Raw genomic sequence first — 14,302 nt, forward strand, 5'->3', positions numbered from 1 at the left:
TCGATTAACTCGGTTCTAATCTTTGTTTTGTTGATTTTATGTATGAGATCTAGTTTTAAGATTTAGGGAAATTATTAATAATTATTTTTCTGGTTTTTATGATTTCTCCTTCACGATGAAATTTAAATAAATATATGCCCGTTGAAAATTTACTTATGTCAATAGTTTCATTGGTTGTATGTATTTTTTTAGAGAGGAATTTCTGACCCAAGATAGAATAAACATCTAATGACACATCATTAACACGTACATCTAAATTTATATAAGAGCTAGCAGGATTAGGATAAAGAGAAATGAGGTCTGAAGGATCCGTAATATTATTAATAGTACTGATACCTGCTGTAAACTCCCATGTGTATCCTTTTACAACATTGTCACCAACAATAGCATCTATTCTCCAGTAATAAGTTTTATCCTTTTCAAGTTTACCTGGATTAAAGATATTATTAGATTGTGTGCCTTTATACTCGACAGAGTTTTTTGTAGCACTTTCTACAGAAGATCTAGACTCTCCAAAGTATATATCACTTTCTGAAGATTTATATGCTTTTAACCACATTAAATCAACTATTTTGTAGTTGGTTATACCTTTATCTTTAGGAATTGGAGCTGAAGCTGTAGCTAGTTGACGGCCAGGAATCCAATAATTTTCATCGTCTAATTCATAAGGGCCGATGTCTGGTGCTTTACCTTTGTATGTAGTGGTATAACCTTCTAAAATAGTTCCTTTATCGTATAAATCTGATTCTCTACGTGGTCTAAAATCTCTATTTTCCCAGTCATAGACTTGTTCTTTCATGTTTCTGTTTAGCCTATTACTTTCCCAGTTTGTATAATGTCTACCACTAGCTTGATTAAGTCCGTTTTGAGAATTATTAGCATTAATTACAGGAGTAACATTATTAGCAGCAACGCTATTTGCATGTATACCGCTTTCTGTTGGGTTATTAGAATAATCGGCTAATTGTATAGCTCCTTCACACATATTATTAAAAACGATACGTTCATCGCCTTTAATCATGTAAGATAAACTTTTATGATGTTGATTAAACGTAACATTATTATGTACAGTTCCTGTTCTTTGTTTTGGAGCAGGAGGTAGGTAATGTTTAGGACCATCAAAACGAAGTGATGTTCTTTTCGTATCGTGAACCCAGTTATTACGAATTTTTACATTTCTATGGTTTTGACTCATAGCAAAATATGCTGCATCATGTTCTAAAAGAGACATATTTGATAAATCATTTAGCTCCATTATAGCATTATTAGAAGGAATGATACCTTGAGGAGGTCCAGAAGTATGTATTGTATTTCTTCTATAAATAAACCCACCCGCATTCCAAGCTGTTAAAGTACCTTTTAAATTAGATAAATTATTCCCGATATAACTAATTTCACAATTTTCAATTCGTCCACCACCTTTTCTAATATTAATTGCTGTACCACCAGTACGTGTTATAACACAATTTATTATTTCCAAATTTTTATTATTAAAAAAGTAAAAATCGTCGTAATTGCCCCAGCGTAATTTACCCAAGGTATGTCTATTATATACAGTGTATTTAAAACTACAATCTTCTATGAGAATATTATTACATTGTTCAGCTACTATATTTGTAGCAAAAAAATGAATACCTTTTATTGTAATGTGTTTACATCGATAGAATTTAAAAACGCTTGATTTACCAGCGTGTCTTTGGGTTCCTATTTTAGTTCTGCAACGAACAGATCCTGGTTTTGGTTTTCCACCTCCTGGAGCCCATAAGTATAACATACGATCTGTTGGGTCAAAATACCATTCTGTTTCATTATCAAGTAAATCAAGTTTGCCCTCAAAAAAGTAGGCGTTATGTCTAGAGTCTCTGTAATTAGAAGGAGGATTACTATAAGAGAAATTGTCATCTCCTATTTCATGTCTGGTAACGATATGTTCAGAGGTTCCCCATGTATATAGAACAGCTACAGCATCTTTCATACTAATTCCAGAATTCGCTAAATCATGATCGTCAGAAGGATTATCGTACTGAATTCCTGAGCTTGAAAGTTTTGGATTTCCTTTAGACCATGATGTTGATCTATCCCAAATTGTTTCATCATCGAATCTAGCATTAGGCCAACGAGCCAATACCATCCATTCTTTATCAACAAATACTTGACTAATACTATCATTTAACTGTATTTTGTAAATATTATCTTTATGTAATTCCCAATCAGAATTACTTAAGTCTTCAACAGCTACAGATCCGTCTATTACTACATGTTCGTTTTTGTAGTTTTTTATAGTGAATTTACCACCTTTATTAGACCAATCAACATGATCTGCAGAATAAGTCCCTTCTCTTAAAAAAAGAGTGTCACCAGGTCGCAATACAGACATCGCATGTTTGATAGTTTTAAAAGGTTGGTTTATAGTACCAGTATTAGTATCATTCCCTAATTCAGAAACGTAAATATTCTGATTAAATAAATAACTCTCCTTTAAAGTGGATTTGTAGTTTTTTGAAGCAAATGATATACTTATACAAATAAAAGTAATGAATACTATAGTAGTAGTTTTCATAATGGGGGATTATAGTTTGTGTGGGTAAAATTAAAAAAAGATTCTTTGAGAAATGAAATGAGTAGGGTGTTATAATAGTTAAAAATAAGATGATTTGATATTGTTTGTTTATAATGAGTTATTTAAAGTCTAATGTTTTTTGCTAATTGACTCTAAAATTTTGCGTAGTACTATTTATTTCAGAGGAAGATATTTTAATAACATAAAAAACGAGCTTTTATAGCTCGTTTCTTTTTTAAAATAGTTTGTTATTATCTATCGTGAGAGTAATTACTGCTATCTGCATTAACATCTACTACGATACCTCCAGTATATACACATGTAATATCTCCACCAGAAAGATCTACACATGACTGAAAAGATCCACTTGAATCCCAGCAAGTGTAAACTTCCTTAGTAGGTGTTCGTCCCTTTTGACTTCCTGAAATGTTTTTTAGATCTGAATTAGATAATTTTTGAACTCCATTTACATTTAAAATTTCTTTTAACATGATTTATATTTTATGATTAATAATTATAAGCAAGATATAATCAGTTTGTTGGTAGATAACTAGGAGTAATACTATTTTGAGGCCGATAAAATCCTATAAAAAAGTAGTTAAAAGTGAGGGTAACCTTTCATAAAATAAAGGCTCTTATATAATTTATATTTTAGCTATTAAATTCAAAATTTTCCTTCCTCTGGCTGCGCAACCTTTGCTTTCGTGAATTACTTTGGTTCTAATAATGTGATCTAATTCAGGGTGTACCCAATCTTTAGTTTTTCCGAATAGAAATAAAGTGTTCATTGTGTAGGCTTTTACAGCAATTTTTTGCTCAGTAATTAACCAATCAAATCCAGTTTCAATTATTAAATCTATGTGTGTATCAGCTAAAACATGTTTTGTTTCAGTATCATTTTTTGAAGTATAAGCGGTTGCTAGATGTTCACAGATTTTAGCACATGGACGTATAGCACTATCTAGAGTAACTGTATGCAAGTTTTGAGTAAAAAAAGATAGATAAGGATGTATATAATTTACTCCATGATGTGTACAAATCCATTCTAAAATCCATGCAGCTTTAATGGAAAGTTTGTTCTCTGTATCAAAAGTTATATTCACAAGATCTTCAATCAATTCAGGCTGCTCTAGTACAATATTTGCAGCATTATTTCGATTTATTCTTTTAGGGTTCTCTATATTATTTAAAACAGAAATCAAAAAATCAATACTCATATTGGTATGGTTTGTGTACTTTTACAATAAGAAGAACTAAATATAAGGACAAAAAAAAGAAACAATGATAAAAGTGAAAGCATTAATTGTCTTAAGTTTTGCAATGATATCGTCAATTGTAGTAGCGCAAAAAGTGAATCAAGTCGATGCAAATGGTAAGCGAACTGGTATTTGGCGTAAGTATTATGATAATGGAGATATCCGTTATAAAGGAACCTTTGAAAATGGAAAAGAAGTAGGAACCTTTAAATTCTATAATCAAGGTTCTCCTTATCCTTCTATAGTGAAAGTCTTCTCGAAGAATTCAGATACAGCTACAGTTAAGTTTTACAATAAAAGTAGGTTGAAAACAGAAGGAAAAATGGTAGGTAAGGAAAGAGTAGGGAAGTGGACGTACTATTTTTCAGATGGGAAACGAGTTTTTTCTGAAGAACATTATAAAAATGGAAAGTTAGATGGATCGGTAAAAAACTATTATGGAAACGGAAAACTTACAGAAGAAACGTTTTATAAAGATGGTAAGAAAGATGGAACTTCAAAAATTTATACAGAACAAGGAGTTTTAATTGAAGATACAAATTACAAAGATGGAAAATTAAACGGTCTGGCTACGTTTTATGATATTAAAGGTGTTATAAAAGAAAAAGGAAAATATAAAGATGGGGTTAGATCTGGGAAATGGGAATATTATATAGATGGAGAACTTTCAGATAAAGGAAGAGAGCGCAAAAACTTGTTAAAAGACGATCAATTAGAAGAAGAGCAATAAATAATAATCATATAACCATATAAAAAAGCAGTTGTTTTAGACAACTGCTTTTTTTATATACTATAGTCAGCACTACGCTGTATCCAGCATAGCCTATAAATAAAAAAGAAATAAAAGCTTTTAAGTCTTAAAAACATATCTTTATCAACCAAATAATCAAAAACAAATGAAAAAACTAAAAAAGATTGCATTCATACTATTCTTATTAGCATCGTTTACTACAACTGCACAATCAAAAAAAGGCTTAGCAGGTTATCCTATAAAAGAATATTTAGGGCAAATTAATATTTCAGAAATTTCAATGGCTCCTAATGGAAATTACCTAGCCATAGTAACTATGCAAAATAATTTTGAAAAAGATAAAGAGATATATACCTTATGGAAGTATACATTAGATAAGACTGGAAACCCAATTAAAAAAACAAAGTTCTCTTCAGGCACTAAAAATAAATATAACTTAAAATGGACTAGTGATAGTGAGTTTTTATTTTATATCTCGAGTAATGAAGAAGGAAGAAATTTATTCAAAAAGAATATAAATGGAGGAGTGGCTATTCCAATGATAAAAGATCAAGAAATAGCAAATAAAATGGAAGCCTATGAATTATTTAGAAATGATACTATTCTATTAAATGCGAATGTTTGCACAAATAAAAATGATGATAATCCATTATATAAAGATGTTATTTATTGGTCAGAAGAGAATACTTGTATATCAAATTTTTATAGACTCAATTACAAGTCTAAAAAATTAGATTCAGTATTTACAATAAAACAGCCTATAAATTATTTCCAAATTTCACCGAATCAAAAAAAGCTAGCTTTTGTTTCATCTGACCTTAATACATTTATGAAATTTAAAGAGGAAAAAAGATTCCATACATATGTATTTGATATAAAAAGTAAAAGCATTGATAAACAATTAACTTTTGATGGAGGTTACGAATATCCGAAATGGATAAGTAATACAAAACTCGTTTTTAATAATTACGGAGATACCAACTTAAAAGCTTATAATTACAGACAAGGGAAGCTATTCAATTATAATTTAGAGACTTCTAAATATACTCCTGTAGATAATAATTTTAAAGGAGCAGTAAAAGATTTTCAAATATTAAAAGATAATCAAGTTGTGTTTACAGCTACAGTTTCAACAAATTTAAATGTATATAAAACTGATAAAGGAAAAATAGAGCAAGTAACTCAATTTAATGGAAAAGTTTTAGGATTTACATTCTCTAAATCACATAATTTATATGCTTTCGCTGTAGTAACTAATAAATCGTTTCCAGAAATATATGTATCTAAAGGTTTAGGAAGAAAACTATTTAAAATAAGTGAGTTCAATAAAAAACTTGATAATTTTCCAAAGCCAAAAGTAGAAAAGTTTTCATGGAAAAATAGAGATAATGAAATTGTTGAAGGCGTATTAATTTGGCCACCAAATGCTACCCAAAAAGACAAACTGCCTTTAGTCGTAGATATACATGGAGGCCCTTGGTCAGCAAGGTATGAAGCTTTAACTTTAGATGGGTTACAATATTATTATTACGGTTCACTTTTAGCCTCAAAAGGTTTTTTAGTATTGCAACCTAATTATACTGGAGGTATAGGTAGAGGAAATGAATTTGTAACGAATATTTTAGAAAGTCCTATTAAAAAACCAGCATTTGATATTATTAGTGGTGTAGAAAGTTTAATAGATAAAGGATGGGCAGATAAAAATAATATGGTAGTAATGGGAGCAAGTTATGGTGGTGTATTAACGAATTCTATCATTTCTGAAACTAACATGTTTAAATTAGCATTGAGTAGTTGTGGAAATTGGAATGAAGTTACTGATTATGGTATATCTGATGGAGATATTTTACAAAAGTATTTATTTAAGGATAAAAAAATATGGAAGGATTATGAATATTATCTAAAAGAAAGTCCTGTAACAAAGGTAGAAAACATAACGACACCTACACTTATTACTCATGGAGAGAAGGATATTCGTGTACCAACTGCTCATTCTAAATCTATGTATTGGGCACTAAAAGAAATAGGTAAAACGGAAGTTGAATTGGTCCTTTTTCCAAATGAAGGTCATTTATATAGAAAACCTAAAAACAAGCTTAAAAAGATGATGATTGAGTTAGAATGGATCGATAAATATATCAACTATTAGAATGTAAGCTACTAAGTTAATTATTATAGTTTAATCTGATAATTTGCTTTTTGAGAGATGTAAATAGTCTAAATAGTTTTGTGTTAAAAGCATAAAGTATTTTATGAAGACAGCTATTGAAAAATAGTTGTTTTTTTATAGGGGAAATCGTAATCCAAAACGATAAATTCCCTTTATATAATCATCAATTTAATTCATATAAAAATACGGATTCTTATTCGTAAATTTGCAGCCTAAAAATTTTAGTATGAAACGTGTTGTTGTTGGACTTTCTGGAGGAGTAGATAGTAGTGTTACAGCTTATTTATTAAAAGAACAAGGTTACGAAGTAATTGGACTTTTTATGAAGAACTGGCACGACGATTCTGTAACAATTTCAGATGAATGCCCATGGTTAGAAGATAGTAATGATGCAATGATTGTTGCAGAGAAACTTGGTATTCCATTCCAAACAGTTGACTTAAGTGAACAATACAAAGAGCGTATTGTAGATTATATGTTCGATGAGTACGAAAAAGGACGTACGCCTAATCCAGATGTACTTTGTAACAGAGAAATAAAGTTTGATGTATTTATGGATATAGCATTAAGCTTAGGTGCAGATTATGTTGCTACTGGGCATTATTGTAGAAAAGAAGAAGAAGTGATTGATGGAAAACCCGTATATAAATTATTAGCGGGGAAAGATGGTAATAAAGATCAGTCATATTTTCTGTGCCAATTATCTCAAGAGCAATTAGCAAAGGCATTGTTTCCTGTAGGAGAATTAACAAAACCGGAAGTAAGAGCTATTGCTAAAGAGGCTGATTTAATAACTGCAGAAAAAAAAGATTCTCAAGGATTATGCTTTATAGGTAAAGTACGTTTACCAGATTTTTTACAGCAGAAACTACAACCTAAAGAAGGAGTTATTGTACAAATTCCTACTTCTTTTGAAGCTTATAATACTTCGCTTCCTAATTTTGAAAGCAAAGAGGAAGAATTGATGCATCTGGCTACTAAATATGTATATACTAAAGATGATGGAAAAGTAGTAGGAAAGCATCAAGGAGCACATTACTTTACAAAAGGTCAACGTAAAGGTTTGGCGGTTGGAGGAACAAAAGAACCTTTATTTGTGATAGAAACAGATGTAAATGAAAATGTAATTTATACAGGTGAAGGAAAACAACATGCTGGATTATATAGAAATGTACTATTTGTTTCTAATGAAGAATTACATTGGGTACGAGAAGACTTAGCATTGTCTGAAGGTGAAACCATGGAAGTAGCAGCAAGAATTAGATACCGTCAACCACTAGAAAAAGCAACTTTACATAAAGTAGCTAATGGTTTATTTGTAGAATTTGAAAATGCACAATCGGCAATCCAAGAAGGACAATTTGTTGCATGGTATCTTAATGACGAGCTTTTAGGTTCGGGGGTTATTTCGTAGCTTCGCTACATGCAAAATAAGATTACACAACTTTTTAATATACAATATCCAGTTGTTCAAGGTGGAATGATTTGGGTATCTGGATGGAAATTGGCATCTGCAGTTTCTAATGCTGGCGGTTTAGGTTTAATTGGAGCAGGTTCTATGTACCCAGATGTGCTACGTGAACACATTCAAAAATGTAAAAAAGCAACCGATAAACCTTTTGGTGTCAATGTTCCAATGCTGTATCCAGACATTGAGCAAATCATGGATATTATTGTAGAAGAAGGTGTAAAAATTGTATTTACTTCTGCTGGAAATCCTAAAACATGGACAACCTTTTTGAAAGAGAAAGGAATTACAGTTGTGCATGTAGTAAGTTCAGTAAAGTTTGCGTTAAAAGCAGAAGCCGCTGGAGTAGATGCAGTTGTGTGTGAAGGTTTTGAAGCTGGTGGACATAATGGAAGAGAAGAAACTACCACATTTACATTAATTCCTATGGTAAAAGAACAGGTGAAAATTCCTGTAATTGCCGCAGGAGGAATAGGATCGGGAAGAGGAATGTTAGCTGCAATGGTTTTAGGTGCAGATGGTGTACAAATCGGAAGCCGTTTTGCTGCTACAGTAGAGTCTTCTGCTCATGATAATTTTAAAGATACGATTGTAAATGTAAAAGATGGCGGAACGTATTTAACATTAAAAGAATTGGCTCCTGTACGTTTAGTTAGAAATAAGTTTTTCAACGATGTACAAGAGTTATATCAAAAAGGAGCTTCTGTAGAAGATTTAAAAACATTGTTAGGAAGAGCTAGAGCAAAAAGAGGAATGTTTGAAGGAGATTTAGAAGAAGGCGAATTAGAAATAGGTCAAATAGCAGGATTAATACATAAAATAAAGCCAGCAAAAGAAGTACTACAAGAAATAATTTCTGAATATACTAGTGTAAAAAGCGAGTTGCAACAATAGTTATAGAGCTTCTTTGTTATAATACTAAATACAATCAAAGGTTGTAATTATAACTGAAAACGGATCATCAACTTTAAAAATTAAAATTGATGATCCGTTTTTAGTTTTTAAAAATCAATTCTTTAAAATAAGATATCATTCTATTAGAAAAAATCTTTTAAATTTATTTAGACTGAATTAAAATAGTGGATTATATTTGCGCTCGAAATTTTTAGAATCTCGAAAAATATAATATATGAAAAACTATATACTTTTAGTACTTATTTTAAATTGTAGCTTACTACAAGCCCAAGATTGGGTACATGATTTTTATTTAACTGCACCTGTTCCAAAGTCTTTAGATAGATATGGATCTGCTGTTTGTTTAAACGATGATTTTATGTTTGTTGGTGCTTCTTTAGATGATGAAGCCAATATTGGAGGTGGAGCAGATGAAGCTACTTCTAACTCAGGTGCAGTTTATGTTTACGATAAGAATTATAATTTAACTCAAAAGTTATTTCAAACAACACCAACTAAGAGTGCTTATTTTGGAAACAGTATCGATGCAGATAATAATTTTCTTACTGTAGGAGCTTATTATGGAAGGCATGATGAAAAAGAATCAGCAAGAGAAGGATTAGCATACGTTTATGAAAAAGATGTAAATGGATTATGGCAACCTTTAAAAACACTAATGCATGAAAATGCAAATAGCTTTGATCTTTTTGGAAGAAATGTAGCTTTAAGTGGCGATAATATTTTAGTTACAGCAAATGGAGAAGACGAAGGAGAAAAATCTTCAGGAGCTGCATTTATTTTTAATAAGAATGAAGGAGGAGTCAATAATTGGGGACAAAAAGTAAAATTAAAAGCAAGTGATCCTCAAAAGAATGCTTATTTAGGCTGGTCTGGAGATTTAGATAGTGATCATGCCGTTTTAGGAGCTTATTTATACGATCATGAAGGAATTAATAATTCAGGAGCAGCTTACGTATTTAAGAATACAAATGGAACATGGTCTGAAGAAATAAAATTAGTAGCAGATACACCAGAAGCCGGAATGGATTTTGGTTATGATGTAGCTATTTATGGAAATTATATAGCGGTTAGCGCTCCGTATACAACAGTAAATGGATTAACAGACGCTGGAAAAGTTTTTATTTTTAATAATTCAAATACAGGTTGGGTATTAGAAAGTACAATAGTTTCTCCAAATCCTAGCGAAGATGCAAAATTTGGATTTAAAATAGCTTTACATGAAAATAAAGTAGTTGTTAGTGCTAAAGGATATAACAATGGTACTGGTAAAGTATATGCTTTTCATAAAGTAGGAGATCAATGGAATTCAGCTTCTATAGAAACAAATGATGCTATAGCTGGAGATGAAGTAGGTTATAGTATATGTTTAACTAAATATAGTACTGTTTTTGGAGTTGAAAAAACTGACAACTCGGGAGCTATTTTTAAGTTCAATGATGTTAATGCATTATCGAATAATGAGTTTGAATTGAGCGCTGAAAGTTTAGCTATTTATCCAAATCCTTCTGTAAATAAAAAGATAACTCTTTTAACTCATGACGAAAGTTTATTGGATAAGACAACTGCTTCAATATTTACGTTAACAGGTAAAGAAGTCTTCAGTCAAGAAATACATTCAAAAAGAGTTAATTTAGATTTGAATAATTTACATACAGGGATCTATTTTTGTAAGATAAAAACAGGAACTTCACAATTAGTAAAGAAGATTATTATTAGATAAAAATAAAAAAAGAGGTATTAATTTTAATACCTCTTTTTTTATTCATTTATATGATTATTCTATGTTAGAATCCTACATAATCTACAATCTCTAAACCATACCCAATCATTCCAACACGCTTTTCTTGTTTTGTATTAGACACTAAACGAAGTTTATGAATATTTAAATCGTGTAAGATTTGCGCTCCAATTCCAAAATCTCTATTATCCATCGTAATTCTTGGAGCTTTCATTTCTCCGTTAACCTGGTTGTCTTTTAAATCACGTAATCTATTTAGTAAATTTAATGATTGACTCTGTTGATTGATAAATAGAATGGCTCCACGTCCGTCATCATTAATAACTTTAAACATTCTATCTAACTTATGATCAGCATCATTCGTTAAAGTACCTAGAATATCATTATTCACTAAAGTTGAATTCACACGTGTTAAAATAGGTTCATTCTTACTCCATGTACCACGAGTTAATGCAATATGAATTTGATTGTTAGTTGTTTGTTGGTAAGCTCTTAAACGAAAATCTCCAAAACGAGTTTGTATGGTAAAATCTTCTTTCTTTTCAATTAAAGAATCGTGTTCCATTCGGTAAGCAACTAAATCTTCAATTGAAACGATTTTTAAATCGAATTTTTTAGCAACTTCAATTAATTGAGGTAAACGAGCCATTGTTCCGTCCTCATTCATTATTTCAACAATAACTCCAGCAGGTTGTAATCCCGCCAAACGAGCAAAATCTATAGCTGCTTCTGTATGTCCAGTTCTTCTTAAAACACCACCTTCTTTGGCTTTTAGAGGAAAAATGTGTCCTGGTCTTGCTAAATCAAATGGTTTGGTTTCTTTATTAATTAAAGCTTGTACTGTTTTTGCTCTATCCGATGCCGAAATACCAGTAGTTACTCCATTTCCACGTAAATCTACAGATACAGTAAAAGCTGTTTCCATAGGATCGGTATTGTTATTTACCATCATTCCTAATTCTAGCTCTTTACACCTGTTTTCTGTGAGAGGTGTACAAATTAAGCCTCTACCATGCGTAGCCATAAAATTGATCATTTCTGGAGTAACTTTCTCAGCAGCAGCTAAAAAATCTCCTTCATTCTCACGATTTTCATCATCTACAACAATAATTACTTTTCCAGCTCTAATATCATTTATAGCCTCTTCTATAGTATTTAATTGTATGCGTTGTGTTGTGTTTGTTGTCATTGTTTTTGTTGAGTTGATTTTCTTTTTGTTAAAAAGAGAAATATTTTTTTGAAAAAGTTACCTATTCTAGCAAAAAAACTATTGATATCGAATAAGCCTTTATCTTGTGTTGCTCTAGTTGTTAATACAATTGCTAAAGGTAGCATTAATGCAATGGCTAACCAAGAACCACCAATTGCAGAAAGTGAACTTTCTTCTGCCATATTCCTACCAAAAGTATTGGAGAAGAAATATAATACATAAATAGAAATTGCTAAAATCATTGGTAATCCCATTCCTCCTTTACGTATAATAGAACCTAGTGGAGCACCGATAAAGAATAGTAGTAAGCACGATAAAGACAATGCTACACGATTGTAAAATTCAATATCATATAGATTAAGTACTTTCCTTCTATGCTTGAAAGAGTTTTTATTGGCTGTAAAATTATTGAGTGTTCTATCTACTTTTGCGATGGCAGAATTGATAATATCTCGTTGTTCTTGAATGCCAAAATTATCTAGAATGTTAGGAGCTAACTTATCGTTTTTCAAAGAATCAGGAATTTGATGAAGGCTTTCTGCACTGCTATTTAAGTATAAACTTTTAGCTCTTGTACGTACATATTCATCATATCCTTGTTTTAAGCTAGGCAATGTATCTTTTAATTGAGCCAAGCTTAGCATATTAAAGTTTCTCTTATGGTTTAACTCATCTAAGTCGTCATCATAAAAAGATGAGATATCAATATTCATAGTATACTCATCAAAGTCTGAATAAGACGCTTTCATTCGAAAACGCTCCTTATAAGGTGTTTTATCATTTACATGATGTTCGTAAAAATGACCATCATTTAATTTTAAGGTCATATAACGACTACCTTCTTCTGAAATTAATTCACCATGCTTTGCAGAAATGATTTTGTTATTCCCTCTTTTAGCGGAAAGATCATAAATTAATACGTTGTCGAGAAGTTCTCCTTCTTTACCATACTTACGATCAAACTTAATTTGATAGCCAGGAATTTCAGTATTAAAACTTCCAGGAACTAAAGCTAAAGCAGGTTGTTTTTTACGAATATTAATTTTTAGATTGATTTGCTTCAAAATGGCATATGGATACACATAATTATATGCTAAGAAGTTTAAACCACTTAAAAAGATAGTTAAAATAACAAGTGATCGTACCATTCTTTGTAAGGAAACTCCAGCAGATTTTGTCGCTGCAAACTCGTAATTTTCAGAAAGACTACCAAGGGTCATAATAGAGGAGAGCAATACTCCAATAGGCAAGGCTTGAGGAGCTACAATTAATGCAGTATACCACAAAAACTTTAAAATAATACCAACACTGATTCCTTTTCCCGCAAGATCATCGAAAGCTAGCCATAAAGCTTGCATTACCAATACAAATAGAATGATAAAGAATGTAGCTAAAAAAGGAATTAAAAAACTTTTTAATATATACTTGTCTAATCTTTTCACAATTACAAAGGTAGTAAGCTTCTTGATAATAAAAACACAAAAGTTTTGTTAATTGCTTACGAAAGCTACTAACAAAACTTTATATTATTTTTTGAAGGATTAATCTATTAAATATCCTAACTTTTCATATTTACTTTTATCAAAAGAAAATAAGTTTTTAGAAATAGGTTGGTTACTCTTAAATTTAGTTATAGTAAATGTTGTTACAGCACCGTTAGAACCTACTTGAATTAACTTGTATATATGCTTTGTTTTAGCATCTATTCCTAATTGTACTTTAACAATATCAGAATTACTATCAATAGGAGTTAAGTCTACATACTGTACTTTTCTACCATTGTTATTTTTAATAGTTCCCATTGCATAATTATAACCATCTTTATAGAAAGTTAATAATTTTGAAGGATAAATGAATCCATCTTCTTCTTCTAAATCTCCATTGGTAATGGTTACTTCTTTTTCTTCTTCATTAATAACAACTAGTTTAGAACCATCGAAAATAAAGTTATTACCAAGATAATGTAAATTATATTTTTCGCCAGCTAATGAAATTGTTCCTCGAATTGGAGGATCGTTTGTAATACCTGCTTCTTCATTTACCAAAGTAGAAGTAAAGCCGATACTCATATTTTTATAAGCGCCCATTTTAGACGATACTTCGTCTAATAAAGTTTTAGCTTGACTTGCTGTATTTTGTGCTGTCAAGTTGATACCGATACATAATGCTACTAATACTAATGCTACTTTTCTCATACGTGTTTTCATTTCGTTCAAACAGTCTGTTTAAATATT

General features: G+C 30.7%; 11 protein-coding genes. 5 read left to right on the forward strand and 6 right to left on the reverse strand.

Annotated elements, in window-relative coordinates:
- Nucleotides 1-55: 55 nt before the first annotated feature.
- From ACKTTC_RS01860 to ACKTTC_RS01870, 3 genes are all read right to left on the reverse strand, one after another.
- The gene (locus ACKTTC_RS01860; protein ID WP_408037747.1) at nucleotides 56-2,560 is read right to left on the reverse strand and encodes a T9SS type A sorting domain-containing protein; all 2,505 of its coding nucleotides are present in this window, start codon (nucleotides 2,558-2,560) and stop codon (nucleotides 56-58) included.
- A 251-nt stretch (nucleotides 2,561-2,811) separates the two neighbouring features.
- On the reverse strand, nucleotides 2,812-3,051 hold the full coding sequence (locus ACKTTC_RS01865; protein WP_408037749.1) for a hypothetical protein: 240 nt from the start codon (nucleotides 3,049-3,051) through the stop codon (nucleotides 2,812-2,814).
- A gap of 153 nt (nucleotides 3,052-3,204) precedes the next feature.
- A complete protein-coding gene (locus ACKTTC_RS01870) occupies nucleotides 3,205-3,777 on the reverse strand; it encodes an adenylosuccinate lyase (protein ID WP_408037751.1) in 573 nt (190 codons plus the stop codon).
- 64 nt (nucleotides 3,778-3,841) lie between these two features.
- Here ACKTTC_RS01870 and ACKTTC_RS01875 point away from each other — a divergent pair, with 64 nt between their 5' ends.
- The 5 genes from ACKTTC_RS01875 to ACKTTC_RS01895 all read left to right on the forward strand — a co-directional run bounded on the left by ACKTTC_RS01875 (nucleotide 3,842) and on the right by ACKTTC_RS01895 (nucleotide 10,840).
- Nucleotides 3,842-4,546, forward strand: a complete 705-nt coding sequence (locus ACKTTC_RS01875; RefSeq protein WP_408037753.1) for a toxin-antitoxin system YwqK family antitoxin — start codon at nucleotides 3,842-3,844, stop codon at nucleotides 4,544-4,546.
- A gap of 166 nt (nucleotides 4,547-4,712) precedes the next feature.
- The gene (locus ACKTTC_RS01880) at nucleotides 4,713-6,716 is read left to right on the forward strand and encodes a S9 family peptidase (RefSeq protein ID WP_408037754.1); all 2,004 of its coding nucleotides are present in this window, start codon (nucleotides 4,713-4,715) and stop codon (nucleotides 6,714-6,716) included.
- A gap of 247 nt (nucleotides 6,717-6,963) precedes the next feature.
- Nucleotides 6,964-8,151, forward strand: a complete 1,188-nt coding sequence (gene mnmA, locus ACKTTC_RS01885) for a tRNA 2-thiouridine(34) synthase MnmA (protein WP_408037756.1) — start codon at nucleotides 6,964-6,966, stop codon at nucleotides 8,149-8,151.
- Nucleotides 8,152-8,160: 9 nt separating this feature from the next.
- Nucleotides 8,161-9,099, forward strand: coding sequence for an NAD(P)H-dependent flavin oxidoreductase (locus ACKTTC_RS01890; protein ID WP_408037758.1), 939 nt, complete (start codon nucleotides 8,161-8,163; stop codon nucleotides 9,097-9,099).
- Between the two features lie 235 nt (nucleotides 9,100-9,334).
- Nucleotides 9,335-10,840, forward strand: coding sequence for a T9SS type A sorting domain-containing protein (locus ACKTTC_RS01895; protein WP_408037760.1), 1,506 nt, complete (start codon nucleotides 9,335-9,337; stop codon nucleotides 10,838-10,840).
- 64 nt (nucleotides 10,841-10,904) lie between these two features.
- On the opposite strand, the gene ribB is transcribed toward ACKTTC_RS01895, so the two are convergent.
- From ribB to ACKTTC_RS01910, 3 genes are all read right to left on the reverse strand, one after another.
- On the reverse strand, nucleotides 10,905-12,047 hold the full coding sequence (ribB, locus tag ACKTTC_RS01900; protein WP_408037762.1) for a 3,4-dihydroxy-2-butanone-4-phosphate synthase: 1,143 nt from the start codon (nucleotides 12,045-12,047) through the stop codon (nucleotides 10,905-10,907).
- Nucleotides 12,044-13,510 carry an LptF/LptG family permease gene (locus tag ACKTTC_RS01905; protein ID WP_408037764.1) on the reverse strand — a complete coding sequence of 489 codons (1,467 nt, stop codon included), beginning with the start codon at nucleotides 13,508-13,510 and terminating at the stop codon, nucleotides 12,044-12,046. The genes ribB and ACKTTC_RS01905 overlap by 4 nt, the downstream gene beginning before the upstream one ends.
- A gap of 99 nt (nucleotides 13,511-13,609) precedes the next feature.
- On the reverse strand, nucleotides 13,610-14,263 hold the full coding sequence (locus ACKTTC_RS01910; RefSeq protein WP_408037766.1) for a LolA family protein: 654 nt from the start codon (nucleotides 14,261-14,263) through the stop codon (nucleotides 13,610-13,612).
- Nucleotides 14,264-14,302 lie beyond the last annotated feature (39 nt).

Origin of the sequence: Tenacibaculum amylolyticum (genome assembly GCF_964511145.1) — a bacterium.
GTDB classification, from domain to species: domain Bacteria; phylum Bacteroidota; class Bacteroidia; order Flavobacteriales; family Flavobacteriaceae; genus Polaribacter; species Polaribacter amylolyticum.

What these genes read in the sequence shown, in the direction of transcription:
- ACKTTC_RS01860 (WP_408037747.1), bottom strand. Translation starts at nt 2,560, where the DNA reads ATGAAAACTACTACTATAGTATTCATTACTTTTATTTGTATAAGTATA.
- ACKTTC_RS01865 (WP_408037749.1), bottom strand. Translation starts at nt 3,051, where the DNA reads ATGTTAAAAGAAATTTTAAATGTAAATGGAGTTCAAAAATTATCTAAT.
- ACKTTC_RS01870 (WP_408037751.1), bottom strand. Translation starts at nt 3,777, where the DNA reads ATGAGTATTGATTTTTTGATTTCTGTTTTAAATAATATAGAGAACCCT.
- ACKTTC_RS01875 (WP_408037753.1), top strand. Translation starts at nt 3,842, where the DNA reads ATGATAAAAGTGAAAGCATTAATTGTCTTAAGTTTTGCAATGATATCG.
- ACKTTC_RS01880 (WP_408037754.1), top strand. Translation starts at nt 4,713, where the DNA reads ATGAAAAAACTAAAAAAGATTGCATTCATACTATTCTTATTAGCATCG.
- mnmA (WP_408037756.1), top strand. Translation starts at nt 6,964, where the DNA reads ATGAAACGTGTTGTTGTTGGACTTTCTGGAGGAGTAGATAGTAGTGTT.
- ACKTTC_RS01890 (WP_408037758.1), top strand. Translation starts at nt 8,161, where the DNA reads ATGCAAAATAAGATTACACAACTTTTTAATATACAATATCCAGTTGTT.
- ACKTTC_RS01895 (WP_408037760.1), top strand. Translation starts at nt 9,335, where the DNA reads ATGAAAAACTATATACTTTTAGTACTTATTTTAAATTGTAGCTTACTA.
- ribB (WP_408037762.1), bottom strand. Translation starts at nt 12,047, where the DNA reads ATGACAACAAACACAACACAACGCATACAATTAAATACTATAGAAGAG.
- ACKTTC_RS01910 (WP_408037766.1), bottom strand. Translation starts at nt 14,263, where the DNA reads ATGAGAAAAGTAGCATTAGTATTAGTAGCATTATGTATCGGTATCAAC.